The 26,889-nt window shown below is 57.6% G+C and carries 25 protein-coding genes, 1 tRNA gene and 1 riboswitch; of the genes, 14 read left to right on the top strand and 12 right to left on the bottom strand.

The genetic code is table 11. The features are described 5' to 3' along the window. Position 1: 1 nt before the first annotated feature. The gene (locus tag AVCG78_RS02455; protein ID WP_071202715.1) at positions 2 to 1,813 is read right to left on the bottom strand and encodes a GGDEF domain-containing protein; all 1,812 of its coding nucleotides are present in this window, start codon (positions 1,811 to 1,813) and stop codon (positions 2 to 4) included. Positions 1,814 to 2,047: 234 nt separating this feature from the next. Here AVCG78_RS02455 and betI point away from each other — a divergent pair, with 234 nt between their 5' ends. The 5 genes from betI to betA all read left to right on the top strand — a co-directional run bounded on the left by betI (position 2,048) and on the right by betA (position 8,182). Further along, positions 2,048 to 2,650 carry a transcriptional regulator BetI gene (betI, locus tag AVCG78_RS02450; protein ID WP_071202714.1) on the top strand — a complete coding sequence of 201 codons (603 nt, stop codon included), beginning with the start codon at positions 2,048 to 2,050 and terminating at the stop codon, positions 2,648 to 2,650. Positions 2,651 to 2,673: 23 nt separating this feature from the next. Then, positions 2,674 to 4,164 carry a choline-sulfatase gene (betC, locus tag AVCG78_RS02445; protein WP_156582913.1) on the top strand — a complete coding sequence of 497 codons (1,491 nt, stop codon included), beginning with the start codon at positions 2,674 to 2,676 and terminating at the stop codon, positions 4,162 to 4,164. Between the two features lie 2 nt (positions 4,165 to 4,166). Next, positions 4,167 to 4,808, top strand: coding sequence for a glutathione S-transferase family protein (locus tag AVCG78_RS02440; protein ID WP_071202712.1), 642 nt, complete (start codon positions 4,167 to 4,169; stop codon positions 4,806 to 4,808). Beyond that, positions 4,808 to 6,271: a betaine-aldehyde dehydrogenase gene (gene betB, locus AVCG78_RS02435; RefSeq protein WP_071202956.1), complete on the top strand. Its 1,464-nt coding sequence runs from the start codon at positions 4,808 to 4,810 to the stop codon at positions 6,269 to 6,271. The genes AVCG78_RS02440 and betB overlap by 1 nt, the downstream gene beginning before the upstream one ends. 258 nt (positions 6,272 to 6,529) lie before the next feature. Further along, entirely contained in the window at positions 6,530 to 8,182 is a 1,653-nt protein-coding gene (betA, locus tag AVCG78_RS02430) for a choline dehydrogenase (RefSeq protein WP_071202710.1), read from the top strand. Between the two features lie 4 nt (positions 8,183 to 8,186). On the opposite strand, the gene AVCG78_RS02425 is transcribed toward betA, so the two are convergent. From AVCG78_RS02425 to AVCG78_RS02415, 3 genes are all read right to left on the bottom strand, one after another. Next, the gene (locus AVCG78_RS02425) at positions 8,187 to 8,552 is read right to left on the bottom strand and encodes a type II toxin-antitoxin system VapC family toxin (RefSeq protein WP_015915238.1); all 366 of its coding nucleotides are present in this window, start codon (positions 8,550 to 8,552) and stop codon (positions 8,187 to 8,189) included. Next, complete coding sequence (locus AVCG78_RS02420) at positions 8,546 to 8,758, bottom strand: ribbon-helix-helix domain-containing protein (protein ID WP_015915237.1); 213 nt, start codon at positions 8,756 to 8,758, stop codon at positions 8,546 to 8,548. The genes AVCG78_RS02425 and AVCG78_RS02420 overlap by 7 nt, the downstream gene beginning before the upstream one ends. Before the next feature lie 72 nt (positions 8,759 to 8,830). Then, positions 8,831 to 10,120, bottom strand: a complete 1,290-nt coding sequence (locus tag AVCG78_RS02415; RefSeq protein WP_015915236.1) for a phosphatidylglycerol lysyltransferase domain-containing protein — start codon at positions 10,118 to 10,120, stop codon at positions 8,831 to 8,833. Between the two features lie 285 nt (positions 10,121 to 10,405). Between AVCG78_RS02415 and AVCG78_RS02410 the strand changes: the two genes are divergently transcribed. After that, positions 10,406 to 11,752, top strand: coding sequence for a chloride channel protein (locus tag AVCG78_RS02410; protein ID WP_234665089.1), 1,347 nt, complete (start codon positions 10,406 to 10,408; stop codon positions 11,750 to 11,752). Positions 11,753 to 11,755: 3 nt separating this feature from the next. Here AVCG78_RS02410 and AVCG78_RS02405 read toward each other — a convergent pair whose 3' ends face one another. Then, on the bottom strand, positions 11,756 to 12,721 hold the full coding sequence (locus tag AVCG78_RS02405) for a flagellin N-terminal helical domain-containing protein (RefSeq protein ID WP_071202706.1): 966 nt from the start codon (positions 12,719 to 12,721) through the stop codon (positions 11,756 to 11,758). Positions 12,722 to 13,213: 492 nt separating this feature from the next. Then, a riboswitch (Fluoride riboswitch) is annotated at positions 13,214 to 13,290 on the top strand. 82 nt (positions 13,291 to 13,372) lie between these two features. Between AVCG78_RS02405 and AVCG78_RS02400 the strand changes: the two genes are divergently transcribed. Then, positions 13,373 to 14,821, top strand: a complete 1,449-nt coding sequence (locus AVCG78_RS02400) for a voltage-gated chloride channel family protein (protein WP_071202702.1) — start codon at positions 13,373 to 13,375, stop codon at positions 14,819 to 14,821. After that, positions 14,812 to 15,222, top strand: a complete 411-nt coding sequence (locus AVCG78_RS02395; protein WP_071584838.1) for an ester cyclase — start codon at positions 14,812 to 14,814, stop codon at positions 15,220 to 15,222. The genes AVCG78_RS02400 and AVCG78_RS02395 overlap by 10 nt, the downstream gene beginning before the upstream one ends. A 27-nt stretch (positions 15,223 to 15,249) precedes the next feature. Here AVCG78_RS02395 and AVCG78_RS02390 read toward each other — a convergent pair whose 3' ends face one another. Continuing rightward, positions 15,250 to 16,107 carry a hypothetical protein gene (locus AVCG78_RS02390; protein WP_071202698.1) on the bottom strand — a complete coding sequence of 286 codons (858 nt, stop codon included), beginning with the start codon at positions 16,105 to 16,107 and terminating at the stop codon, positions 15,250 to 15,252. A 235-nt stretch (positions 16,108 to 16,342) separates the two neighbouring features. Here AVCG78_RS02390 and AVCG78_RS27440 point away from each other — a divergent pair, with 235 nt between their 5' ends. Then, the gene (locus AVCG78_RS27440; protein WP_444875226.1) at positions 16,343 to 16,429 is read left to right on the top strand and encodes a small membrane protein YohP; all 87 of its coding nucleotides are present in this window, start codon (positions 16,343 to 16,345) and stop codon (positions 16,427 to 16,429) included. A 132-nt stretch (positions 16,430 to 16,561) separates the two neighbouring features. On the opposite strand, the gene AVCG78_RS02385 is transcribed toward AVCG78_RS27440, so the two are convergent. Continuing rightward, positions 16,562 to 16,635: transfer RNA gene (locus AVCG78_RS02385), tRNA-Gln, on the bottom strand. 204 nt (positions 16,636 to 16,839) lie between these two features. Here AVCG78_RS02385 and AVCG78_RS02380 point away from each other — a divergent pair. The 3 genes from AVCG78_RS02380 to AVCG78_RS02370 all read left to right on the top strand — a co-directional run bounded on the left by AVCG78_RS02380 (position 16,840) and on the right by AVCG78_RS02370 (position 18,818). Next, on the top strand, positions 16,840 to 17,400 hold the full coding sequence (locus AVCG78_RS02380) for a type 1 glutamine amidotransferase domain-containing protein (protein WP_015915230.1): 561 nt from the start codon (positions 16,840 to 16,842) through the stop codon (positions 17,398 to 17,400). A gap of 141 nt (positions 17,401 to 17,541) precedes the next feature. Beyond that, positions 17,542 to 17,838: a cupin domain-containing protein gene (locus AVCG78_RS02375; RefSeq protein ID WP_015915229.1), complete on the top strand. Its 297-nt coding sequence runs from the start codon at positions 17,542 to 17,544 to the stop codon at positions 17,836 to 17,838. A gap of 71 nt (positions 17,839 to 17,909) precedes the next feature. Further along, entirely contained in the window at positions 17,910 to 18,818 is a 909-nt protein-coding gene (locus AVCG78_RS02370; RefSeq protein WP_409065488.1) for an MBL fold metallo-hydrolase, read from the top strand. Positions 18,819 to 18,858: 40 nt separating this feature from the next. Here the strand turns inward: AVCG78_RS02370 and AVCG78_RS02365 are convergent, their stop codons facing one another. Continuing rightward, a complete protein-coding gene (locus AVCG78_RS02365) occupies positions 18,859 to 19,758 on the bottom strand; it encodes a DUF1499 domain-containing protein (RefSeq protein ID WP_071202694.1) in 900 nt (299 codons plus the stop codon). Between the two features lie 858 nt (positions 19,759 to 20,616). Between AVCG78_RS02365 and AVCG78_RS02360 the strand changes: the two genes are divergently transcribed. Beyond that, positions 20,617 to 21,663 (top strand): LacI family DNA-binding transcriptional regulator, encoded by a 1,047-nt coding sequence (locus tag AVCG78_RS02360; RefSeq protein WP_071202955.1) that lies wholly within the window; start codon positions 20,617 to 20,619, stop codon positions 21,661 to 21,663. 201 nt (positions 21,664 to 21,864) lie between these two features. Here AVCG78_RS02360 and AVCG78_RS02355 read toward each other — a convergent pair whose 3' ends face one another. Together AVCG78_RS02355 and AVCG78_RS02350 are read right to left on the bottom strand one after the other, a co-directional pair. Continuing rightward, on the bottom strand, positions 21,865 to 22,371 hold the full coding sequence (locus tag AVCG78_RS02355; RefSeq protein WP_071202691.1) for a methylated-DNA--[protein]-cysteine S-methyltransferase: 507 nt from the start codon (positions 22,369 to 22,371) through the stop codon (positions 21,865 to 21,867). Continuing rightward, complete coding sequence (locus tag AVCG78_RS02350) at positions 22,368 to 23,300, bottom strand: DMT family transporter (RefSeq protein WP_071202689.1); 933 nt, start codon at positions 23,298 to 23,300, stop codon at positions 22,368 to 22,370. The genes AVCG78_RS02355 and AVCG78_RS02350 overlap by 4 nt, the downstream gene beginning before the upstream one ends. A gap of 113 nt (positions 23,301 to 23,413) precedes the next feature. On the opposite strand from AVCG78_RS02350, the gene AVCG78_RS02345 reads away from it, so the two are divergent. Then, positions 23,414 to 23,998: a bifunctional transcriptional activator/DNA repair enzyme AdaA gene (locus tag AVCG78_RS02345; RefSeq protein ID WP_071202687.1), complete on the top strand. Its 585-nt coding sequence runs from the start codon at positions 23,414 to 23,416 to the stop codon at positions 23,996 to 23,998. Between the two features lie 237 nt (positions 23,999 to 24,235). Here the strand turns inward: AVCG78_RS02345 and cysN are convergent, their stop codons facing one another. Both cysN and cysD read right to left on the bottom strand, forming a co-directional pair. Then, positions 24,236 to 25,774 carry a sulfate adenylyltransferase subunit CysN gene (gene cysN, locus AVCG78_RS02340; RefSeq protein WP_081355437.1) on the bottom strand — a complete coding sequence of 513 codons (1,539 nt, stop codon included), beginning with the start codon at positions 25,772 to 25,774 and terminating at the stop codon, positions 24,236 to 24,238. Between the two features lies 1 nt (position 25,775). After that, a complete protein-coding gene (gene cysD / locus AVCG78_RS02335) occupies positions 25,776 to 26,732 on the bottom strand; it encodes a sulfate adenylyltransferase subunit CysD (RefSeq protein ID WP_041696300.1) in 957 nt (318 codons plus the stop codon). Positions 26,733 to 26,889 lie beyond the last annotated feature (157 nt).

The following is a 26,889-nucleotide window of genomic DNA, read 5'->3' as shown; positions in this document are numbered from 1 at the left end:
CTCACCCGATCGGCTGCGGCGAACGGATGCCGGAGACAAAAAGGCCGCTATCGCTGTCCTTGGCGCTTTTCTTGACGCTGGCGATTTCCGACGACAGGCGGCTGACATCATCGACAACCAGCCCCTGCGGTAATTCCAGAACACCGATGGAGCAGCGCATCAGCGGAAAATCGCGGTCGATACCATGACGGTCCGTGCCACGAATACGGCCTTGCGCCCGGTCTTCCGGTGAATAGAGAGCGGCGACATCGCCGTGGAAATCCGAGAGCAGCCGGTCGAGGATCTCGACGACTTCCTCGCCAGTCCAACCGATCAGGCCGATGAAGAAATCGTCGCCGCCGACATGGCCGAGAAACACGCCATCGGCGAAGAAATAACGGCGCATCAGCGCGGCAAACAGCGAAATGGCGTGGTCGCCCAGGTGAAAGCCGTAGTGATCGTTGAAGGGTTTGAAACTGTCGAAATCACAGTAGCAGAAATGGCGCAGGTCATCGCTATCACGACCGCTGTCCTGCATGAAATCACGAATGGCGCGATTGCCCGGCAGGCCGGTCAGCGGGTTCTGCTCCTGGGCGGTCTTCAACTGCTTTTCATTGATGATGCGCACCAGCGACGCCGCCGAGACCACGCCCGCATAGCGCAGATTTTCGGTCAGCAGCACGCAATCGCTGCCCTCGGTATTGGAGAAGATCGCCATCAGCCTATCGGCATCGGCATCAAGCCCCACGACCGGAGCGTGATCAACGAATTGCGAGATCGTCCGCTCATAGACCTTGTTCTTGAGAAGATCGCGCCCGAAGGGCTGATAGATATATTCCTTCAAATGCACTTCGTGGATAATGCCGCGCGGCTCGCCATTGGCGTTTAGAACCGGAAAGAACGACTGGCGCGGATTGCGGCGAAACAGGTCGAACACGCTATCGACACTGTCGTTTTCATAGACCGTCGGCAGGCGCTCGATCTGCTTGCGGATCAGGATTTCGTCCAGCGATTGGCTGGAGCGCCGTGACTGACCGATATCCTTCAGATGCCGATAGTGGGATTTCAGCTCGGCCAGATGGGTGGTGGGCCTGGCAATATACCAGCCCTGGACGAGATCCACGCCAAGCTCGCGACAGGCGATGAACTCGCCTTCCGTCTCGATCCCCTCGGCAATGACCCGCACGCCAAGCACATGGGCGGTCTGGACGATGTTTTTCACCAGATGACGTTTGCGCGAATGACTGTCCAGACCTGAGATGAAATGTCGGTCGATTTTCAGATAGTCGATGGGGAAATCGCAGAGCAGCTTCATCTCGGCATGGCCAACACCGAAATCGTCAATGGCAATCTTGAAGCCAGCACTGCGCAGACGCACCATCAGACCGGCAAATTCCGGCACTTCGGTATTGTTGAACCGCTCCGATAATTCAAAACACACGGACGACGGCGCAATCCTGGCGGCGCGCAGATGCGCCAAAAGCCCGTCGATAATCGTCTCTCCTTGTGCAATCAGCCGCACATCGAGATTGAGAAACAGCGTATAGGCCGCATGATCGGGCAGGCTGGCAAATTTGGCCAGCGCCCTGCTTGCCACCATCTGCTCCAGCGCCAGCAATTGCCCCGTCTCATGGGCCTGATCGAGAATATCCAGCGGGGTCTCGAAACCGATCCGTTCCTGACCGCGCATCAACGTTTCATAGCCGAAGACTGCCCCGGTCTGGACCTCGACAATCGGCTGCATGGCATTTTCCATTACGACTTTCGCCAGCGTCAGCAATTGATCGCTGGCATAGCGGCGTAATACTCCGCGTTCCGTCGCAATCGCCACCATTGAAATATCCCTGCGCCCAAATTGTTTAAGTTTACGGCACGGTGACGGCAAAGCCTGAAGGAAATCTTTACCGGGGATGAAAGTTTTGTGACAGCCCCCGGAATGGCTAAGTCAGTCGGGTGTCAGCCCACGCTCGACAATCATCTGGACCTCGGACCGGCATCCCGCTGGCTGATTTTTATTGATTGATCAGTCAATCAAGAATAGATTGATGATCATCAGAAAGGATAGGCCATGCCAAAACTGGGAATGGAGCCGGTCAGACGAAAAGCCCTTGTCGATGCAGCCTTGAAAGCCATTGGCACGCATGGCTCGCTGGCTGTCACCATGTCTGAAATTGCCCGTACCGCCGGGGTTTCTCCGGCTTTGGCCCATCATTATTTCGGCTCCAAGCAGCAATTGCTGATCGAAACGATCCGCTCGCTGTTGAGACAATTGCAAGCTGATGCCGCCAGCGCGCTGACCGCGGCAACCACCCCGCGCCAGCGGATTAGCGCCGTGATCCGTATCAGCTTCCAGGCCGACCAGTTTGCGCCCGATACCGTGGCGGCCTGGCTTGCCTTCTATTCCGAAGCGCAACGCTCGGAAGCAACCCGCCGCCTGCTGGTGATCTATGCCCGGCGGTTGCGCTCCAATCTGGTCGACGCCCTGCTACACCTGACCAGCAGGTCTGACGCCGAGCGTATTGCAGAAGGCACGGCAGCAATGATCGACGGGCTCTACATTCGCCAGAGCCTGCGGGCAGCGCCGCTGTCCATTGATGCCTCTGTCACACTGGTGGAGGACTATGTCAGTGGCCAGTTACATGCCATCAACCTTGGGGAGCCCAGACCGTGACCAGAGCCAATATTCTCATCATCATGGTCGATCAGCTCAACGGCACGCTGTTTCCCAATGGCCCAGCAGACTGGATGCATGCGCCGCACCTGAAAGAGCTGGCAGCCCGTTCCGCCCGCTTTCAAAACAACTACACATCTTCGCCGCTCTGTGCCCCGGCCCGCGCCTCTTTCATGGCCGGTCAACTTCCCAGCCGCACGCAGGTCTATGACAATGCGGCGGAATATGTGTCGTCCATTCCCACCTATGCGCATCATCTACGCCGCGCAGGCTATTACACGGCGCTTTCGGGCAAGATGCATTTCGTAGGCCCCGACCAATTGCACGGCTTTGAAGAGCGGCTGACCACCGACATTTACCCCGCCGATTTCGGCTGGACACCAGATTATCGCAAACCCGGAGAGCGGATTGACTGGTGGTATCACAATCTCGGCTCGGTGACCGGCGCTGGCGTTGCCGAAATTACCAATCAGATGGAATATGATGATGAAGTGGCATTTCTGGCCAATCAGAAGCTCTATCATCTGAGCCGTGAGAATGATGATGCAGATCGCCGCCCGTGGTGCCTCACCGTCTCCTTCACCCACCCGCATGACCCTTACGTGGCCCGCAAACAATACTGGGATCTCTATGAGGATTGCGCCCATCTTCTGCCAGACGTCGGTGCGCTAGCGGACCAAGACCCGCATTCCAAACGGCTGATCCATGCCTGTGATTATGACAATTTCAATGTGACCGAGGAAGACATCCGCCGCTCGCGCCGCGCCTATTTCGCCAATATCTCCTATATTGATGACAAGGTGGGCGAGTTGATCGACACGCTGACCCGCACAAGGATGCTGGACAACACCTTCATCCTGTTCTGCTCCGACCATGGCGATATGCTGGGCGAGCGTGGCCTGTGGTTCAAGATGAATTTCTTTGAAGGCTCGGCCCGTGTGCCGCTGATGGTGGCAGGCCCCGGCGTTGCCCCCGGCCTGCATCAGGCTCCAACCTCCAATCTGGATGTGACGCCAACGCTGTGTGATCTGGCCGGAATTTCCATGGATGAGATCATGCCCTGGACCGATGGCATAAGCCTCAAGGGCATGATCAGTGGCGAGGCCCGCACCGCGCCGGTGCTGATGGAATATGCCGCCGAAGGCTCCTACGCGCCCATGGTGTGTATCCGTGAGGGGCAATGGAAATATGTGCATTGCGCCCTTGATCCCGACCAATTGTTTGACCTTGAGCGTGATCCGCTGGAGCTGACCAATCTGGCGGGCGATCCGGCTTATGCCGATGTACTGGCCGATTTCACAGCTAAGCGCGAAGCCCGCTGGGACATGGCCCGCTTTGATGCGGCGGTGCGTGAAAGCCAAGCCCGCCGCTGGGTGGTCTATGAAGCACTTCGCAACGGTGCCTATTATCCATGGGATCACCAACCGCTGCAAAAGGCATCGGAGCGCTACATGCGCAACCACATGGACCTGAATGTGCTGGAAGACAGCAAACGCTATCCGAGGGGAGAGTGACAATGCTGACGATCTGGGGCCGAAAAACATCCTCGAATGTGCAGGCGCTGATGTGGTGCGTTGGCGAACTTGGTCTCGACTATGTTCGCCATGATATCGGCCATCGCTACGGCGGCAATGACACGCCGGAATTTCTGGCCATGAACCCGAATGGCACCGTGCCGGTTTTGCAAGACGGTAATGGTGAGCCTCTGTTTGAGACGGGAGCGATCCTTCGCTACCTCGCCAGCCGTTATGCATCGTCCCCATTTTGGCCAGATGATCTGGCGGGTCGCACCCGTGTGGACATGTGGGCTGAATGGTCCAAAGTGAATATTGCGCAAGAGTTTACCTATCCCATATTCTGGCGCGTGGTGCGCACTGCGCCGAAAGATCGTGATCCCGCCGCCATTGCAAAAGCCATGGGTGTGCTGGGCGCAAAGCTGGATATTGCCGAACAGCGGTTAGCAAACCACGCCTATCTGGCGGGTGATGCGCTGACCTTGGCCGATATTCAATTCGGCCATGTGCTGTTTCGCTATTTCGATATCGACATCATGCGCCCAGAGCGCCCCGCCCTTCACCGATATTATCAAAACCTGACCACGCGCCCCGCATTTCGCGAGCATGTGATGGTGTCTTACGAAGAATTGCGAGTTCTATGATGAAAGCCCAACCCAAAGCCTCTCACTTCATTGATGGTGAATACGTTGAAGACGCAAGCGGCACGGTGATTGACAGCATCTACCCCGCCACGGGTGAGGTGATTGCCCGCCTCCATGCCGCCACGCCTGCGATTGTGGAGCGGGCCATTGCATCGGCCAAGCGGGCGCAGAAGGAGTGGGCCGCCCTTAGCCCCACCGCTCGTGGCCGCGTGTTGAAAAAGGCGGCCGCGATTATGCGCGAGCGCAACCGCGAACTGTCGGAGCTGGAAACGCTGGACACGGGCAAGCCTATACAAGAAACCATTGTGGCGGACCCGACATCGGGCGCGGATAGTTTTGAGTTTTTTGGCGGTATCGCAGCGGCAGGACTCAACGGCAGCCACATTCCGCTGGGCAATGATTTTGCCTATACCAAACGGGTTCCCCTTGGCGTCTGCGTGGGCATTGGCGCGTGGAACTATCCGCAGCAGATCGCCTGCTGGAAATCGGCCCCGGCCTTGGCGGCTGGCAATGCCATGGTGTTCAAGCCATCGGAAATGACGCCGCTGGGGGCTTTGAAGATTGCCGAAATTCTGATTGAGGCGGGCGCGCCCAAGGGCGTGTTCAATGTCATTCAGGGCGATCGGGAGACAGGGCCTCTGCTGGTCAATCATCCCGATGTGGCCAAGGTGTCTTTGACTGGCTCAGTGCCGACGGGGCGCAAGGTTGCTGCGGCGGCGGCTGGGCATTTGAAGCATGTGACCATGGAGTTGGGCGGCAAATCACCTCTGATCGTGTTTGGTGATGCCGATATCGACAGCGCCATTTCTGGGGCAATGCTGGCGAATTTTTATTCCACGGGACAGGTTTGCTCCAACGGCACGCGGGTATTTGTTCACACGACTATTAAGCAGGTCTTCCTTGAACGCTTGAAGGCCCGCACGGAAGCGATTGTGATTGGCGATCCGCAAGATGAGGCCACCCAGATGGGGCCTTTGGTGTCGATGGCGCAGCGGGAAAAAGTGCTGTCCTATATTGACAAGGGCAAAGCCGAGGGCGCGACACTGATCACGGGCGGCGGCATTCCCAACAGTGCATCGGGCACTGGTGCGTTTATTCAGCCCACCGTGTTTGCCGATGTGACTGATAGCATGACCATCGCCCGCGAAGAGATTTTTGGCCCCGTGATGTGCGTGCTAGATTTTGATGACGAGACTGACGTGATTGCTCGCGCCAATGCCTCGGAATTTGGCCTCGCGGGCGGCGTGTTTACCGCTGACATCACCCGCGCCCATCGCGTGGTGGACCAGTTGGAAGCCGGAACACTATGGATCAACACCTATAATCTCTGCCCGGTGGAAATGCCGTTTGGTGGCTCCAAACAATCCGGTTTTGGTCGCGAAAATTCGCTGGCGGCCCTGGAGCATTATTCGGAGTTGAAGACGGTTTATGTGGGCATGGGCAAGTGTGAAGCGCCGTATTGAGGGCTTCATTTCCCTGAGTAACATTTAGGGCAGAGCAAGATTTCCCCCCCTCTGTCCTGCCGGACATCTCCCCCTTAAGGGGGGAGATCAGATCAAGTTTATCCGCTCAGTCCTTCTTCAGCGGCAACGTTTACCGTAGCCCTACGTGAAGAAAGAAAATGACGGGCAAACTCTGGGTCGATCTCCCCCCTTGAGGGGGAGATGGCTGGCAAGCCAGAGGGGGGTACATCCGCACCGCACCAAATGGAAACAACCACAATGCACCAGGCAGATTTCATCATCATCGGTTCCGGCTCGGCAGGTGCGGCCATGGCCTATCGCCTGTCAGAAGATGGCAAGCACACGGTGATCGTGCTGGAATTTGGCGGATCAGACATTGGCCCCTTTGTGCAAATGCCTGCCGCCCTCGCCTTTCCGATGAATATGGACCGCTACAATTGGGGCTATGTCACCGAGCCGGAACCACACCTCAACAATCGCCGCATGATTGCGCCGCGTGGCAAGGTGGTGGGTGGCTCGTCTTCCATCAACGGCATGGTCTATGTGCGCGGCCATGCGGAGGATTTTAACCGTTGGGACGAGCTCGGAGCGACTGGTTGGTCCTATGCCGATGTGCTGCCTTACTTCAAGCGCATGGAGCATTCTCATGGCGGTGAAGAGGGCTGGCGCGGCACCGATGGTCCCCTGCATGTACGCCGGGGCGAGGTAAAAAATCTGCTATATCAGGCATTTATTGATGCCGGAGCGCAGGCCGGTTTCCCCGTGACCGAGGATTACAATGGCCGCCAACAGGAAGGCTTTGGCCTGATGGAGCAAACCAGTTGGCAAGGTCGCCGCTGGTCCACCGCCAATGCCTATCTGAAACCGGCACTGAAGCGTGACAATTGCCTGATGATCCGCTGTTTTGCCCGCAAGATCGTGCTGGAAGGCCGCCGCGCTGTGGGCGTGGAAGTGGAGATTGGCGGCAAGATCGAGGTGATCCGCGCCAACCGCGAGGTGATTGTTGCCGCCTCCGCCTTCAACTCGCCGAAAATCCTGCTGCTCTCCGGCATTGGCCCGGCGGCGCATTTGCGCGAGATGGGCATTGATGTGGTGGTGGATCGGCCCGGCGTTGGCCAGAACCTGCAAGACCATCTGGAATATTACCACCAGTTCAAATCAAAACTGCCCATCACCCTGCATTCCAAAAACAACTGGTTCTGGAAAGGCGTGGTCGGCGCGCAATGGCTGTTGTTCAAGAAAGGCCTTGGCACCTCCAACCAGTTCGAGGCTGCCGCCTTTATTCGCTCAAGCGCGGGCGTAAAATGGCCCGACCTGCAATACCACTTCCTGCCGATTGCCGTGTCCTATGATGGCAAATCGTCAGTGGAGGGCCATGGTTTTCAGGCCCATGTCGGCTATAACATGTCGAAATCGCGTGGCTCTGTGACCTTGCGCTCACCGGATGTCAAAGACGCTCCCGTATTGCGCTTCAACTATATGAGCGATGCGGAAGACTGGGTGAAATTCCGCCATGCCGTGCGGATCACCCGCGATATTTTCGCGCAAAAAGCCTTTGATCCCTATCGGGAATCCGAAATCGCACCGGGATCGAAAGTGCAAACCAATGACGAGATCGACGCCTTCCTGCGCGAACATCTGGAAGGCGCCTATCACCCCTGCGGCACAGCCAAAATGGGCAGTAAAGATGATCCAATGGCCGTGGTCGATCCCACTTGCAAGGTGATTGGCGTCGAAGGCCTACGGGTGGCGGATTCATCGATTTTCCCGCATGTCACCTATGGCAATCTCAACGGCCCCTCGATCATGACCGGCGAAAAAGCGTCCGATCATATTCTTGGTCGTGATCCATTGCCCCGCAGCAATCAGGAGCCCTGGATTAATCCAGATTGGCAGTTAAGTGATCGGTAAGACGTCACAGCCGATAGGGAATGCGGATGCCGGGATGATTGCCCGGCAAATCCTTGGTATCCCGGGTTACCAGCAGCATGTCATGGGCCAGAGCACTTGCCCAGACAATCGCGTCAGGCAGTTTCAGCCGATGCGCACGCCTCAACGCAACTGCACGCTCGGCCACGGTCTGATCGATAGCAATGCAGCGAAAACTGCGAAGAAAAGCAGCGGTCGCTTGCCCGTTCTCATCGGATGCGCCAACCATGACCTCCATCCAGGTCACCATGCTGATCGCCTTTTCCTCGTAAAGCGAAAGCTCCTGCCTGGCTGGTTCCTTGCCGTTCAGAAAATCGATCAGGATATTGGTATCGAACAGCGCTTTTACCATTCGTCGCGCAGGGCCTGCTGATAGGCAAGGCCATCCGGTTGGTTTTTCCAGAGACCAAAGCCGTGATCCAAATCAGGCTTCTGCCGTTCTTCCAGCAACGATGCCACGGCCTGCCGGATCAACGCTGCCCGGGAAATTTTTTCCTGGCGGGCAATCCGGTCCAGTTTCACCACGGCATCGTCATCAAGGTCGATCAATGTTCTCATAGCGCACCTATCATATATCGCTATATGATATACATCGACCCATGGTTACGATCAAGCAGGCGCGAGACACCGCTATCGCCGCACCAGTTTTTTGATCCCGCCGCTGATCAGCAGCGCGGTATCGACCACGGCGGGCAATGCTTGACGCCGGTCGCTGACGGCGAGGTAGCGGGGTTGCCAGTCGGGATCGAACTTAGCCTTGAAGGCGTGGACGCCTTTGAAATTATAGAGCCGCTCGCCATTCTCATAGACAAGACGGCCAAGGCGGTGCCAAAGCGGGGCGGACGCTCGGTCCGACAGGCCGGACAGCGGCGCCATGCCCATGTCAAGCTGGCGATAGCCTTCCGCTTTCAGATGCAGCATGATCTTCACGAACAGCAGGTCCATCATGCCGCGATGCGTGCCGGGCAGATGCCGCATCAGGTCGATGAAGGCGTCCTGTTTTGTCTCGGTGGTCAGAATATTGGCAAAGGCGACAATCCGGCCTTCAAGGCGAATGATGGCAACCGGATGGGCGCAGAGATAACAGCGCTGGAAGGTGCCGAGCGAAAAGCCCTTTTCTCCGGCCTTGTGATGGGCCAGCCAGACATCCGAAACGTAAGCCAGTTCATCCAGCAATCCCGCTACTTCGGCTGGCGGCACAATGGCAAATTCCAGTCCGTCGCGCTCGGCGCGGTTGATCGAGCGGCGCAGTTTCAGCCAGTCGCCACCCTTCAGGTCGAAACGGTGCAGATCGACAATCGCCTGATCGCCCAGCTTGAACAGCCGCAGGCCCGCATCCGCCGCAACAGGCAGAAAGTCCGGGGAGACCTGGTAGAAGGCAACGCGGCAGCCGCAAGCCTTTGCCTCTTTCAGCAATTTCGTCACCAGCTGCGGCCAGGCAGCCCGTGGTCCGACCGGGTCGAACAGCACGACGAACCGACGACCGCGGCGTGCATACATCAGGAAAGCATCACCCTCATTGGAAAACAGCACCTGCTTATCGCCGAGCGCCACCAGGCCTGCCGCCGCCCGGGAATTTTCCCGCACGATGCGCCCAGCCAATTGTGTATGAGCAGGTGATGCACCCGCCCGAACCGGCCTGATCTGCTGCTGAACAACACGGCCAGCCGCGATGGCACCCAGCAATGACAGCGTCGCTAAGCTCGCGCCGCCAATATCCTGATGCAGTTTGTAAACGAGGCCAAGCTCCGCCAGGGGCTCCAGCAGGAATTCAATCGACAGCAGCGACAAAGCCGCAAGGCCAAGCGCCAACACAAGGCGCAAGAGCTTGCTGGCCGCATGCCAGCCAAGACCTATCCCGGCAACCAGGAAAAATCGTCCGGGCTTGATTGAAACGTCGGTTTCCAATGCATTCACCATCAGCCCCGACGTCCTTCGCCCGAGAAATATTAGGGATTATTCACTCCGCCATGCTTATGGCAGCGCCCGGTAAACATGTCGTGAAGCGGATACATGAACAATCGGTAAAATACCAGACCCGTGCAGGCGCAAAGGCCATTGCCGCCCTTATGGTCAAGTAACGATTTTTGAAAACCTGTCGCCAATGTTGGTCCCAAATCGCTAAATCCCCAACCTTCTAAATCTCTTGGGATTTCATCGATTTCGATTTAAGGAGTGATGCAGTAGCCATCTGGGAGTTGCCTCATGCCGCGTTCCACGCCCTCGAAAATGCTGCGGCGCTCGCGCGCGCTCAGCGGTTCCTGGCGGATGTGGAAAATGCGGCTGGTCTTCTGGGCCGGTGCCGCTGCTATCGGCGTCGTTAGCGTCGGCTTTGCCTGGCTGGCAGACCGCGCCCAAGCGCTGTTTCACACGATCACCCACGCCACGCAATGGACCTTTCTCCTTCCGCTTCTGTTGACGCCGGCAGGCTTTGCGCTTTGCGCGCTTCTGGCGGCCAAGGTTTTTCCCGCATCACAAGGCTCCGGCATTCCCCAGGCGATTGCCGCCCGTCATATCGATGATCCGGCTGGGCGCAGCCGGTTGCTGTCAATGCGGATTGCTATCGGCAAGGTGCTTTTGACCGCAATCGGTCTGCTCTGCGGCGGATCGATCGGACGCGAGGGACCGACCGTGCAGGTCGGGGCCTCGATCATGCTGTTTTGCGCCCGCATTGGCGGGATGGCGCGGGCAGATGGGCTGATACTGGCCGGATCGGCGGCGGGCATTGCCGCTGCGTTCAATACGCCGCTGGCCGGAATCGTCTTTGCGATTGAGGAAATGAGCAAGACCTATCACTCCCGCGTCAATAGCCTGGTTTTGATCGCGGTGATCGTTTCAGGCCTTGCAGCCCTCGGCCTGGTCGGCAGCTATACCTATTTCGGCACCGCCAATCCCACCGTCTCCGGCTTGCGTGATTGGATGCTGGTCGGCCTCTGCGGCATTGGCGGCGGCGCCTTCGGCGCGCTGTTCAGCGCGGGGGCGCTGACCTTTATGCGCCGGATACGCCGGTGGACTCAGCTATCGGCAATGCCCTTGCGGCGCGCCGTGTTGCTCGCCGCCGTTTGCGGACTGGGCGTGGCGCTGATCGGCATCCTGACTGGAGGTGCCACCTACGGCACCGGCTATGAACAGGCGCGCGGCGCGGTGGAGGGCCAGGCCCTGCCCCTGCTGTTTTTTGCACAAAAGCTGGCGGCCTCGTTCCTGACGATGATTTCCGGCATTCCGGGCGGGATTTTCGCACCCTCCCTATCGGTTGGGGCGGGGCTCGGCAGCACCGCCGCCAGCCTGACCGGCTCCAGCATTGCGCTTGGCGCCATTCTCGGCATGGCCGGCTATTTCGCTGGCGTGGTGCAGGCGCCAATGACCGCCTTCGTGATCATCATGGAAATGACCGCCAGCCATGATAGCGCCATCGCCATCATGACCGCAGCCATGCTGGGCTATGCGACGTCGCGGCTTCTGTCACGCGAACCGCTCTATCACGGCCTGTCGCGCCCATTCCTCGCCGAAGCGATCCGCGCCAGTCGGGCGGCGGAGCGCAGCCAAAGCTGACAGTTACAACAACTGCGAGAGGGATTGCACACTGGTATTGACGATAGACAGGGATTTGATGCCGAGTTGCTCCTTGGCCTGGAGGGCTTTCAGGCGGCTCGATTCCAGGTTCATGTCGGTATCGACCATATTGCCGACGCCCTTGCTGATCGAGCCTTGCAGGTCCTTGGAAAATTCATACTGCATCTCCACCCGGTTGCTCATCGCACCCAGCGTACTCGCTACGCCATTCATCCGTTCGGCCATGGCATCGACCACCTTGATCATGTCATCGATATCGGCATTCGTGGTGCTGTCTTCCAGCCTGATCTCGTCATGGGTCGTAGAGGCCTTGGAGCCATTGAACATCACCCAGGTCTTGGCCGTGCCAAGCTCCGTCGCAAAGCCGGACCCGGTGAGAATACCCCCTTCCCCATCCAGATCGTCGATCAGGTAATTGACCTCGGACGTGCCCGGATCGCCGCCAGCATTGTAATCAATCGTGTTGATGCTGATCCGGCCTTCGCCATCACGCACGAAGGAGCCGACCAGATTGCGATTGTCCTTGTCGCTCGTGGAAGAGCGCAATAGCCAGTTTTCCTTGGAAAAGGAGGAGGATTCGGCGATGGAGCGGAACTGATCGCGGATCTCGTCCAGTTCGGTATTGATCTTGTCGCGTGAGGTGCCGCCTTCACGCGCCAGCACCAGACGCGCCTTCACATCCATCATCAGATCGGTCGACGTACTCATGCCACTTTCAGCCGTGTCCAGCACGCCAGCGGCCATGGACAAGGCATCCTGCACCGCAGACAAGGATCGATTGTCGGAGCGCATCGTCGTGGCAATCGACCAATAGGCGGCATCATCAGCCGCGGTGGCGACCCGGTAACCGGTCGTGACCCGCGCCTGACTATCATCGCGGCTGGACACTGTATGGCGCAGGCTTTGAAGCGCGGTATACGCCGCAACATTGGTGTTTTTACTCGTCATACGCTCACTCACATACTCAGTACAAAACGGGCTCAGTACAAAACAGGCTCAATACAAAACAGGCGAAACACAAGCCGTCCGCAATACTGGACAGCATGTCACCTCGCTGTCGCGAGGGCTGCAAACATCCAGTCACCCGACGACAACAGGAAACGGTTCGTGGATGCGCAGGCAACCACGTTCAACGGCTCCAAAGTCAGAATTTCCCCAAACAGACGCCCCCGCCAGACGTTCCCAAAAGACCGAATTTCGTAAAAGCGGATGGATGATTTATAGGGCCGTTAAGGTTAAGTCCTGCCCAAGGAAGATGGTGAACGGAGGATAAACAACGCGCTTTTGCGATTAACTTTCTGGATTTTGCCCTTGGTTGCAGACATCGCTGCGACGAGAGCATCGTGCGGCAAAACCGAAACAGAACGATGCTATCAACGATGAAAAAACCGCGCCCTCCGTCCTGCCCCCATTGACTTTCATGGGTGTCAATCGATATTCGACTGTAACGGCAATGGATTCTGCCGGGCACGAAGCCGAACCGCTTCCTTGATGAAGCCGATGACTCCTACTCAACACGCCAAGGCGAAGGGGTAGAGTCATGTCCAGAATTTCCAGGCTGTTTTTTCCAATTGAATTTACCGTTTCGGGAGCGTCAAAATGAGGACGATCCCAGCATTTCCTGACCTTCGTTTATTTATTGGTCTTCGTTTGCACCAGATCCGCAGCCTGACAAAATGGATCGCCGTCACGGTGCCGATGGCCGTCATGGTTGGCTCGCTCGTCGCCCTGTTTCTGTGGAGCCTGGATGAGGCAACGCGGCAGCGGTTTGCCTATCCCGATCTGATCTATGCCATGCCAATTGCCGGGTTTGCCATGGTTTGGGCCTATCAGCGCTTTGGCAAAGCGGCAGAAGGCGGTAACAACCTGATCGTCGAGCAGATCCACGAGCCGGGCGGCGGCGTGCCGTTACGCATGGCGCCGTTCATTCTGGTGAGCACGGTCTTGACCCATCTGGTCGGCGGTTCCGCGGGACGGGAAGGCACGGCGGTGCAGCTCGGCGGTAGCCTTGCCAGCGCCTTTGCAAAGCTCTTCCGGCTGGCACAAGGCGATGTCCGCATCCTGCTGATGGCCGGGATTGCCGCAGGCTTCGGCGCGGTCTTCGGCACGCCGATTGCTGGCGCGGTGTTTGCCCTGGAAGTGCTGACCATTGGCCGGATGCAATATGAGGCCCTGCTCCCGGCTCTCCTGGCTGCCGTGGTGGCCGACTGGACCTGCCAGGCCTGGGGGGCGAGCCATACCCATTACGTCATCGCCTATCTCAAGAACATGCCGGATAGCGGCGGGTTTCATCTCGACGCACTGATCATGCTCAAGGTGGTGTTTGCCGGAGCCGTATTTGGGCTGGCGGCACATGGTTTTGCCGAGATTTCGCATCTGGCAGGTGCTGCTTACAAAGCCTTGCTTCCCTCTGCACCCCTGCGTCCGGTGCTGGCCAGCGCCATTCTGCTTGCCTTGGTCTGGCTGCTCGGCACCCGCGATTATCTGGGGCTGGGCGTCTGGTCACCCAATCCGGGCGATGTCACCATTCTCAGCTTTTTCCGCCCGGATCATGTGGATGCATGGAGCTGGGCCTGGAAGGCGCTGTTTACCGTCGTTACCCTCAGTGCCGGTTTCAAGGGCGGTGAAGTCACGCCACTGTTCTTCATCGGGGCGGGACTTGGCAATGCATTGGCGGGCCTGACCGGCGCGCCGACAGACCTGTTTGCCGGCCTCGGCTTCGTCGCCGTTTTTGCCGGGGCCACCAATACACCGCTTGCCTGCATGATCATGGGCCTGGAGCTGTTCGGCGCCACCCATGCCGTCTATCTCGCTGTCGCCTGTTTCACCGCCTATCTCACCAGCGGCCATTCCAGCATCTACCTTTCGCAGCGCATCGGCGTGCCAAAGCATGCCGCCGGTCACATCCCCGCAGGTATCGCGGTGCGCCATCTGCGCGTAACGAGGTCTGCGCCAAGCCAGGAAGACAACGACAAAAGCCGCAGCAGCAAATCCCTGAGTCAGGCATGTTCCGATGATCACCAACAAGGAGGGCCAAAATGCCGGTAAAACAGCTTGTAGACCAGTACCGTGCCTATATCGATTGCCTCAACCGCCAGGCCTGGGATGAATTGGGCATCTTTGTCGATGCCGAGGTTCGCCACAACGACCGCTTGCTCAAGCTTCATGGCTACCGCGACATGTTGGTTCAAGACTTTATCGATATACCGGACCTGCGGTTCGACATTCAACGGATCGTCTGCGAGCCACAGCAGATTGCCGCGCGCCTCTGCTTTGATTGCTCTCCCAAAGGCCTGTTTCTGGGAGTGCCCGTCAATGGGCGCCGGGTGGCTTTTACCGAAAACGTCTTCTATGACTTCAACGGATCGAAAATCGCCAATGTCTGGTCGGTCATAGACAAGGTCGCCATCGAGGCTCAACTTCGGTCGCCATCTGGCACCAAGCCTTGAAGAGGCTATTGTCGACAGAGTATGACCTTACTCGTCCGGCGCGTCCGAGGGCTGGATGGCATGTACCAGTCTTTGAACGATCTCTTGCTTGACGCGGGCCTTCTTTCCTCCCGCTTCCAGAAGCTCTTTCAGGAACTCCGAAAACAGCCGCGCTCTTTGAAAGACAATCGAGTGGTTGGACGAGGCAGCCAGAAATACGTCAATCGATGCCACATGCGCGACCTTAGCCATGTGCAAATGGTCCATCCAGAAATGATTATAATACGGATTGGTAAATTCCGAGGCTGAAAAAATTGCTGCGGCCATGCCCGTCCGGGTGGAAGCCCTATACAAATCCTCGATATCGAGCAGGTGATCTGGCGTATGCTGCACCGCCAGCGAGGGTGATATTTGCAAACGGCGCTTCAACTCCGCATCGGCAAAGGTTTGCGGTGAACAGGCAAGCACGTCGTAATGGGGGCACATGGCACCAAGCGCAAGCGCCGCATAGCCGCCGGAAGACTGGCCAAACACCAGACAGGGCCGGCTCCCAATAAATTGGCGCCCGATATAGCGACGTAAAAAGGACGCAATGCCATCGATATCCGGCAGCAAGTTCGACCCGCCATACCACCAGCTGACCGTATCCTGAAAATAGAAAACCCTTGATCCGAGGCCTCGGGCCACCGACAGCATCGAAAAGCGCTCAAGATTTCCGCCGAAGATCACCAGATCGGTCTTGCTCGATCCATCTCCCTCGAAGACCACGCAGCCCAACTGTTCGGAAAACATATTGAGTTCGGAAATGAGATGCCGCAGCTCATCCAGCGTCAGGGCAGATAACGATGTCGGGGAATATTTGAAGGATATGCCATGCCCGACACTATCCTGAAAATCTACATTCACGGCCCACAACCTTCAAAGCATGCTTTTCGGCGGCATAGGTAATCGATCTGGTATGCATTGGCAAACCATGAAACAGCGATCTCTCATTGAATTTACCAGGCAGCGGCAATGGTCCAGAAACGTCATCGCCTGGTCGGGATTGGAACTCAAGTCAGCCTAGATCGTTGAAAGACCTGAAACAGTCAGTCGCGGATCGCATCTTCTATCGGCTGCTGACAATCGAAGGAGTAGAAAAATGCTGAAATTCATTGGTGGCACGATCGGGGCCATTTTCCTGATCGGTCTGATCGTCGTCGTCTTGCTGCTCAAGCTTATTTTTTGAGAGGGCGGGCTTTCAAAAGCCCGTTTCAGGCGTTCGTCCAGCAAAAGTCTCACCCGTTTTCTAAGGCAATCCACTTTTGTTTTCGACCATCAGCCTTCTGACGTCGATCTCAACGATGTGGCATCGAAGCAGTGGCTGGGGCGCCTGGATTCGAACCAGGGATGGCGGTACCAAAAACCACTGCCTTACCGCTTGGCTACGCCCCATCACAATGCACGCGGATCAATGATGCCGCGCGTTTGGCATGCCGGTCATTAGCAAAAGCGCGCACGGGCTGCAATCGCTGATTTGATATTTTTCGTGGAAAGCGTCGAGGAGTATCGTCTTTCAAAGGTTAATAAATTTCGGAACGATCCCCCGCCCCATCTGTTGTGATGATGAACCACCACGAAACAGAAAAGGACTTAGAGATGACAAAGATTAATGAAGCAAAGATCCTTATTCTTGCCACTGATGGCTATGAGCGTTCGGAATTGCGGGTTCCGCTGGATCAGTTGAAGGCCAAGGGCGCGTCCGTGACCATCGCCTCCTTGAAAAAGCAGCCGATCAAAAGCTGGGACGACAAGAACTGGGGTGACACGGTCGATGTCGACCTCACTGTCGAAGAGGCTTCTGCCAGCAATTACGATGCGCTGGTTATTCCCGGTGGCCAGATCAATCCGGATATCCTGCGGGCCGATGCCAAGGCCGTCCAACTGGTGCGCGATTTCGTCGCCTCCGGCAAAGTCGTCGCTGCTGTCTGCCATGGGCCTTGGCTGCTGGTTGAAGCTGATGCATTGCGCGGCCGTCAGGCAACGTCCTATGCATCGATCCGCACCGATGTGAAAAATGCCGGTGCCCGCTGGGTTGACCAGACCGTGGTTGCCGATCAGGGCATTATCACCTCGCGAAATCCAGGCGATCTCGATGCGTTCGTCGCGAAAATCGTCGAGGAAGTCGAAGAAGGCCGTCATGAGCGGCGCGCCGCCTGATCTGTTTTCCCATCTGAAAAATGGAGCACCCCTTCCCTGGAACGGGGTGCTTTCTTTTGGCGCGTCAACAGCTTTACTCCGCAACCAGCATGCTTATCATAGAATTTTTTCGAGACACGCTTGCAGGATAAGGATTTCGACATGCCCGGATATTCCGCTCGCCCGCCTGCCATTTCCACGCTTTTGATCGATGATGCCGTGGTGCGGGTGACGCGCTGGGATTTCGAGCCGGGGGCCGCCACCGGCCATCATGTCCATGGACTTGGCTATGTCGTGGTGCCAATGACGGATTGCGACTTCCTGATCGAGGACACAGCCGGCGAACGACGCGTCACCAGCCGGGCTGGCGAGGCTTACCGGCGCGAGGCGGGCGTGGAGCACAATGTCGTCAATGGCGGCACGCGGCCGATGAGCTTTATTGAAATCGAATATAAATGAGGGGCCTGCCATGTCTGTTCCTGGCACCGTTCGCCCTTGAGTTTTGATAGATCATGACAAGCCAGCCCCATATCAGCCAGCCACAAATAAGCACCGATTATCGTGCCGACCATGGACGCCGCGTGCCCATTATCAATGGCGTCGAACGGGTCACCGCCAATAATCCTTCCGCCATGACCTATATGGGCACGAACACCTATATCATCGGTGAAAAATCGGTCTGTGTGATCGATCCCGGCCCCGATAACCCTGCGCATTTCCATGCTTTGCAATTGGCGCTGCGCGGTCGCGAAGTCAGCCATATCATCGTCACCCATACCCACCGCGACCATTCCGGCCTTGCCCTGCGGCTGCAAGACCTGACCGGAGCAAAGCTGGTGGCCGAGGGCCGACACCGGCTGGCGCGCCCCTTGCACCCTGGCGAGACGGCGGCGTTTACCGAGAGCGGCGACCGGGATTTCGCTCCTGACATCACCCTTGGCGATACCGAGCGGCTGGAGGGGGATGGCTGGGCACTGGAAACCGTGCTGACCCCCGGCCATGCCGCCAACCATGCCGCCTTCGCGCTTGCTGGAACCGGCATCCTGTTTTCCGGCGATCATGTCATGGCCTGGGCGTCAACGGTGATTGCGCCACCCGACGGATCGATGCGCGATTACATGGCCTCGCTGGATGTTCTGCTGGCGCGCGACGATCTGGCCTATCTGCCCGGGCATGGTGGGCCGGTTCTGTCTCCCCTCGACCACGTCTCCCGGCTGAAAGGCCATCGACTGAACCGCGAAGAGACCATTCTTGGCCGCGTTCAGGCCGGAGACAGGACGATAGACGAGATGTTGGCCGCCATTTACCACAATATCAGCCCCGATCTCTATAAGCCCGCTGCCCTGTCTATTCTGGCGCATCTGGAAGATCTGGTGGCACGGGGCGCTGTCCAATGCGAAGGGCCAGCCTTGGCCGACAGCCGGTTTCACCCGGCTTGATCAGCACATGAGCTGAAGATATCACCGGTCCGATCAGCGATCACTGGCTGGCGATACCCAGCAATTCGCCATCCAACGCCGTCAGGTAGCCATTGGCGATGGCGGCGGCAAAACCGAGATCGTGGGGACCGTAGCGGCTGGAAACTCTGATATCGACCAACACCGTTTCCTCTTCTTCCCGCAACCGAATGAGAATATCGAAGGGGAAGCCAAGAATGAAATTGCGGGTGGTGGCCTGGATGCGGATCACCCCGGGCGGCTCGTTATCGGGAATGAGATCCTGGGCCTGCGGCTGTGGACGCGGGGTTGGCACCGGCACGGGTGCAGGCCCGGTTTGTGTCCCGGAGACTGTTGCCGGGGCCTGAAAATCCGGGCGGGCATAAGCGGCCCCGCGCGTGGCCGTTACGCTCCAGCGCTGGTCGGACGCCACTTTGCGCACCGCTTGATAGACCCGGTCCAACGCCCCGTCATAGCGGCGCACGGTCAGGGTCGGATAGGCCTCGGCCTGTAGACGGGCTTGAACAACGGCATCGCTCAGTGGGCGCGGCAGCCAGCTGGATTTCGACGCTGGGGACAAGATCCAGCCGGGCGGATCGGTGGGGTCGCTGACCACTTCATAAAGCTCCGGCCGGGTCTGGTAGCGCTCAGCGGCTAGCCCCAGCACCGAAAGCGGCAGAGCCGCGATGACCAACGCCCGGCTGGCAGCCAAGCCGCCCTTTGCGCCGATCGACCAGAGCCGCCACAGGCCCCAGAGAGCAAACGGCACCGATAGCGCCGCCAACCCGCCACAGAGCAGAACCACAAGCACGAAGCTCGGCATGGACAGCGGGCCGAAACGGAACCCAAGCCAGGCCACCACCAGCAACAGCAGGGACAAAAACGCCAGCCGCCAGGCCCAGCGGGCGGCGATGGAAACGGGACGAATGAAACGGATGGTCATGCGGAATGCGCCGTCTCCAGATCTTCTGCTGAACAATGTCTGAAACCGATGGCGAGTTCTGGAATTGTGCAGCAGGTATCAAAATTTCCACGATCTCAAAGGCATCAAAAACCCCGGTCGATGACCGGACAGTGTCAGCTTTCAATGCATGTACAGCCTTGCAGCTGGAAACCATAGTCTCTCTCACCCCATACCGCATAAATTCTCCGGTCGGAATCGATTTCAGGAAAGTTGCCGCAAAACATCCTTCGCGCACTTGATAAAACGCAAGGCGCTTTGCGAGGACTTGCTGCATATATGTTGTATGAATATTCGCTATAATAGCTTATTTCTGTTGTATAATTTCATCCGTAGCGCCAACCGGAACCGAGCAACACTCTCATGGAAACACAGTACGGCCAAGCTAGCTTACCGATCTTTTCTGACTGCCGCGTCCACGCCTTTAATGTAAAGGACGAGGAATTCAGCAATTTTTAGTTGCTTTACTCTTAAGTTCAGGTTGTCTTGTTCTGAAGTGCTTATTAGAATGTGTCAATATTTATCCGGTCTATTTCTTGGAAAAAACCGGTGGGTGGGAGCCTTGGGAGGGGTGCATGACATGAACCGACATAAAAGCCTTTTGCTTAAAGGTATCCAGACATGCGGCAGATTTCAGAGGATTTAAAATCCCATCAGAATCAATGGCTTCAGATATCTTCAAAGTAACGAACATGGCTCGTTTTCAATGATTTCCGACAGGAAATCAAAAGCGGAGGGCACAATCGGCGATAACGGCCTGCATGATCCTTGCCGATCCCGATAGACGGATCGTTCAGCCAAGTGAATATCCGCAGTGCTGGCAAATGAGTGGGCAAGCAAATGACCGGGGGCAGAGTGGGGAAAAAAATCAGGGCGTCGGGCAATCGCCTGACATTGAACGAAGTTGCGGAGAAAGTCGGCGTTAGCCCGATTACCATTTCAAGGGCGCTGAACAAGCCGGAAAAAGTCTCTCCAGGACTGCGCGAAACGATTCTGAAAATCGTCGAGGAACTCGGCTATGTGCCCGACTACGCCGCGCGGGCCTTGGCGAGCAGAAACAGCAATACGATCGGCGTCCTGTCCTCGTTGCTGGGCACCAATATTTTCCCCAAGGTCATGAAGGGTATCGAGGATCGGGCATGGGGCACCGGCCTGCGCATCCAATATGTGAATACGCGCTACGATCCCGATGAAGAGCTTTACCAGCTCAGACAGTTTTTCGCGCAGAAGCCGACAGGCATCATCATTGGTGGCGTGCAAGTCGATCCGCGGGTGACGGAAATGCTGCATGATGCGCCCTGCCCTGTCGTGCAGTTTATCGATATCAGCTATCCGCCGGTCGATATGGCCATCGGCATCAACAATGCCGCCGCCGCCGATGTCGCCATCCGGCATCTGCTGGATGTGGGCTATCGCCGGATCGCATTCTGCTCGACCGGTACCGATATTCCGGTGCGGATGCGGCTGGAGAGCTATCGCAACAGGCTGAGGGAAGCAGGGCTTTACAATCCTGATCTCGAAGTCAATGTGGACGCGAACGATTGCTTCGGATCAGCGGGCAAGACGCTCGACACATTGTTTGCCGCCGATCCCGAGGTCGATGCCGTCCTGTGTTGTCATGACGACCTGGCGCTTGGCCTGCTGTTTGAATGCCAGCGGCGCGGCATCAGTATTCCCGACCGGCTCGGACTGTGCAGTTTCACCGACCTCGATTATTGCGCCCACACCGTGCCAGGCCTGACCACGGTGCGCACCCCGCTCTATCAGCTCGGCTACCGCGCCACCGACATGATCATCCGCAGCCAGGACAAAATCCGCCAGAAACACACGACGGATCTCGGTTTCGAGCTGATCGCCCGAGGCTCCACCCGCCGTCCCAAACCATGAACCATACGGTGGCTCACCAGCCGCCAACCGGGGCTTGAATATCAGCCCAAAACCTGTAGACAGACCCCGAACGCGACCGCCGTTATCTATAGAACGGGGTCGGGCGGCCGATTGACGTCACGCTGCTGCCACGAGATTACGTGGCCGTTCCTTTGGTTTTCAGACAGCTATAAGGGCCTGGCCTATGTGAGCGCGACCGCCTCACAGCAATCGCAGTTGATCACTGACAGTGCTGGCTCGCTCCAATGCGAGAAGCCACTTCTTTGTTTCGATGCCGCCGCCAAATCCGGTGAGACTTCCATTCGCTCCAATGACCCTATGGCACGGAATAATAATCGGGATTGGATTGTTGCCGTTTGCAGCACCGACGGCCCGGTTCGCCGCTGGATTATCTATGCGGCGTGCCAATTCGCCATAACTAATCGTTGCGCCAAACGGAATTCGTGTCAGCTCCCGCCACACAGAAAGCTGAAAGCTGGTTCCCTGCAGATCGAGCGGCAGATCGAAATTCAGCCGTGTCCCTTCAAAATATGCCTGCAACTGGCCCTTCACGTCGCCAAAGATCTTGTCATCAGGCCTCCATTCCGGTCGCAGCGTGATGGCACCTTTCCCCTTCGGAAAACCAAGGTGAGATAGGTGGTAGCCGTCACCTGCCAGCAGCAGGCGACCAATTGGGCTGTCCATAAATGTATAACGAACTTCTTTCATCGAATGCTCATATAGTTCTGTCTGCGAAGACATCGCAACAGGCGACCGTCGATCAACAGCAGACCAACAGAAATCAAAACCATGCCAACAAAATGGTTGATCGCCAGTACCTCCCCCAGAAAAAGGCTTCCAAGAAGAATGGCGCTCACAGGAATTAGCAACGTGACAAGCGAACTGTTGATCGCGCCGCCAACAGCGAGAATGTGAAAGAAGATGATGTAGGCAAGCGCGGTCGATAATAATCCCAATCCGATAAGGGCTGCGATAACTGTACCGCTCGGCATCACCAAAAGCCACGGCGTGTCGATCAGCAGGACAATCGGTATCATGATGATCGTTGTCGCCATCGTTTGGCCAAATGCGCTTGTCGCTGGCGCGATGCCCATCCGTCGGAAGCGCCGACCAAAGACGCCCGCGAACCCATATGACAGAGCCGATGCCAGGCAGGCGAGTAGAGCCAGGAACGGAACTGCATGCGATGAAAAGGCATTTCCCGCCATGAGCAGCGCGACACCCATGAAGCCCAAGACAATGCCAGCGAGTTTATTGAGGGTCATGCGTTCATCTGTTGTGAGGAAATGTGCCACGATGATCGAGAAGATTGGCGTGGTTGCGTTGAGGATCGACGCCAGGCCGCTGGCTATCTGCGTTTGCCCCCAGAAAAGCAGGCTGAACGGGATGAGATTGTTCAAGAGGCCCATACCGAAAAATGCGACCCATGTGCCAATTGCTATTGGAATGGCCTGTCGGGTTGCGCGCAGATAGATGAACAGCGCGAACGCAGCAATGGCGACCCGCGCAAGAACGACAATGAAGGGCGGTAATTCGGCAAGGGCAACCTTGGAGAAGAAGAAGGCGCCGCCCCACAGAACGGATAGAATTATTAGGAGAGCCCAGTCGTAGATGCCCATAGTTTGTGTTTTCTGCATTGTGTAATCCTGCCTTAAAGCGTCACGACAGATTGAACCTGCTCTCTGCTGGCCGCTCGCCGGATTCGGACTCTGTCCTTCTAAGGGGCGTCGAACTCGTGTAAAATGATGCCATGAATTTGGATATTTCCATCTGCGAGCAGGCGTGGCTGGCACGCGATCCCGGTTTCGACGGTCGGTTTTTCATCGGCGTACGAACAACTGGAATCTATTGCCGTTGTGTCTGCCCGGTGCGCCTTCCCTATCGCCGCAATGTCGAGTTCTTGCCCAGCGCAGCGTCGGCGGAGCTGGCGGGCTATCGGCCTTGCCTGCGTTGTCGGCCGGAATCTGCCCCTTTCTGTCCGGCCTGGAAGGGAAGCGTTGCGACCGTTGAAAAGGCAGCCAGACTCATTCGGGAAGAAGGAGCGCTTGATATGCGCGGTGCAACTGTTGATTTGCTTGCGGAACGTGTTGGCGTTGGCGCACGCCATCTCTCGCGGCTGTTTCAAAAACATCTCGGAGCAAGCCCGATGCAGGTGGCAAAAACGGCTCGCGTGCAACGGGCAAAGCGCCTGCTGACAGAAACAGACCTACCGATAACCGACATTGCTTTGCAAGCTGGTTTTGGGAGTCTCCGGCGCTTCAATGCCGTTTTTCAGGAGGTCTACAAACGCCCACCGACTGCCATCAGGCGCACGATGGTGTCGCAAAATTCCTAGGATTTTCAAATAAAATTCCATCGCAAAACGTTTTTGCAGAAATGGATTATTCGCCGAGAGCTTTACGTCACGATCCATGACAGCCTCGCACCGAAAGCAAGCATATCCCCGCCCTCACCGAGCCTCTCATACCAATAAAGAACCCACGCGATTGATAAAAACAAAAGCCGCCATGCGTTTCTCCAACACATGACGGCTTTCACAAATCAGTTCACCGGCCAATACAGCCGATGAAAATTACCCTTTAATCCCATCCAGCAAATCCCGCGCCGCAGCTGTCGTCACGCGGCGCAGTTCCACTTCGTCGCGGCGGGCGGCCAGCAGTTCGGTGGCCATGAGTTGGTCGGCGAGGTCGGCGGGCAGCGAGAGAAGGACGCGGGCTTCGCCGGAGTTCAGGCCATCAACATCCGAGCGCTTGGCGGTGATCATGCCGCCTGCTACCGTGTTGTTGGTGTCGGGGTCGATCAGGATGAAGGCGCCGGTCGAGCGGTTCTGCTCATAGGGGTCAAACACCGCCTTTTCGTCGAAGGCCAGATGCACCTTGCCGATGGCGTTCATCGCCAGGCTTTCCGCCGGACCCCATTTGCCGTTTTTCAGATCCAGTTGCTGAACTGGCTTGACCTGGACACGCTGGCGGCGTGAGCCGCTTTTCAGCCAGTAGCGCTTATTGGGCAGAATGCCGTCCGGCTGCAAAGCCACCAGCTGCGCATCGAAGGCGAGGCCGACCTGTGGCTCGGCATCGAGCGAAACGATCATGTCGCCGCGCGATACATCCACCTGCCGGTCGAGCACCAAGGTAATGGCATCGCCAGCCACAGCCGCATTGCGCACCAGATCGAAGGTGACGATCTGCTTGACATTGGCAATGGCACCCGACGGCAGGATGGCGACGCTGTCGCCCGGCTTGACCGCGCCACCGGCCACCGTCCCCTGGTAGCCGCGAAAGCTTTCACCCGGACGCGACACGCGCTGCACCGGCAGGCGGAAACCCGTCGATTGTGCCGAACGCGAGGTGGCGCGTTCCAGCGCTTCCACCAGCGTCGGGCCGTCATACCAGGGCATCGGCTCCTGGCCGGAATAGACGACATTTTCGCCCTTCAGCGCCGACATCGGAATGGCCGTGGTCTGGCGCACGCCGAGCGTCAAGGCGATGTCCTTGAATTCCTGGACGATGGCGTCAAAGCCTGCCTTGTCGTAATTGGTCAGGTCGATCTTGTTGACGGCCAGGACGAATTGCTTGATGCCCATCAGCGAGGCAATCGTCGCATGGCGACGGGTCTGTTCCAGAATACCGGCGCGGGCATCGACCAGCAGCACGGCGAGATCGGCGGTCGAGGCACCGGTTGCCATGTTGCGGGTATATTGCTCATGGCCGGGGGTGTCGGCGACGATGAAGGAGCGCTTGTCGGTGGCGAAATAACGATAGGCGACATCGATGGTGATGCCCTGTTCGCGTTCCGCCTGAAGACCGTCGAGCAGCAGCGCGAAATCCGGCAGGCCAAGATCGTTCTGCTTGCCGCTATCGCGTCGCAGCGTTGCCGCCTGGTCTTCCTTGACCGCCTTGGTATCCCATAGCAACCGGCCGATCAGCGTCGATTTGCCGTCATCGACCGAACCGCAGGTGATGAGACGCAAGGGGCGGGAATCGCGGCCGCTATAGGCGGCCTCGGACTGAGGGACTACATTTGCCAAGGAAAGCCCCTGCGACGGTTCTTTGGAGGAAAAATCCGATGTGGACGCCAGATTGGCGGCGAGTGCGGTTGCGCTTGCGGTCATCTCAGAAATATCCTTCGCGTTTCTTCTTTTCCATCGATCCGGACTGGTCACGGTCGATAGCGCGACCCTGACGCTCGGAGACGGTGGCAATTTCCAGTTCGGCGATCACGTCATCCAGGGTCCGGGCCTCGGATCGGAGCGCGCCGGTCAGCGGGAAGCAGCCGAGCGTGCGGAAGCGGATCGAGCCATGCTGGACCTTTTCGCCCGGCAGCAGTTCCAGCCGCTCGTCTTCGGCCAGGATCATCATGCCATCGCGCTCAATGAAGGGCCGCTTTTCGGCGAAATACAGCGGCACCAGCGGAATGTTTTCCGCCTGAATATAGCGCCAGATATCGACTTCCGTCCAGTTGGACAGCGGGAAGGCCCGCACGCTTTCACCCCGACGGATCATGCCATTATAGACATTCCACAGTTCCGGGCGCTGGTTGCGCGGGTCCCATTTATGGTCGGGCGTACGGAAGGAATAGATCCGCTCCTTGGCGCGCGAGGCTTCCTCGTCGCGGCGCGCACCGCCGAAAGCAGCGTCATATTTGCCGGCGTCCAGCGCCTGACGCAGCGCCTCGGTCTTCATGATATCGGTATAAAGCGCCGAGCCATGGGAAAAGGGTGTGACACCTTCGGTCTTGCCACGCGGATTGGTATGGACGACCAGATCCAGATCATAGCGCTTCGCCATCTCATCGCGGAAGGCGATCATTTCCTTGAACTTCCAGCCGGTATCGATATGCAGCAGCGGAAACGGCACCCGGCCCGGATAAAAGGCCTTGCGCGCCAGGTGCAGCAGCACGGAGGAATCCTTGCCGATCGAATAGAGCATCACCGGATTGTCGAACTCGCCGGCCACTTCGCGGAAAATATGGATCGCCTCGTTTTCCAGCGCCTTCAAATGCGGATCGAGCGGCGCACGCGCCACGACCTCCTTGGAATGCGGATCAAACTCGGACTGGTGCAAATGCATGACTTGATTTCCAGATGCGTGCGGCCCAGATGCGGGCTGCGAGGACGGCTGCGGGGGCAGGCTCTGTACGGACATAAAACATATTCCTAGTTGCCGATGACTGGTCTTGGCTAGCCTTGAACGGGAAAAACCTCGCCAAAAACCCAGAAAGCGGCTG

Origin of the sequence: Gillisella vitis (assembly GCF_021559775.1) — a bacterium.
In the GTDB taxonomy this organism is placed as follows: domain Bacteria; phylum Pseudomonadota; class Alphaproteobacteria; order Rhizobiales; family Rhizobiaceae; genus Allorhizobium; species Allorhizobium ampelinum.
Note: the sequence above shows the minus strand (reverse complement) of the source record. Positions and strands in the feature narration are given on the sequence as shown.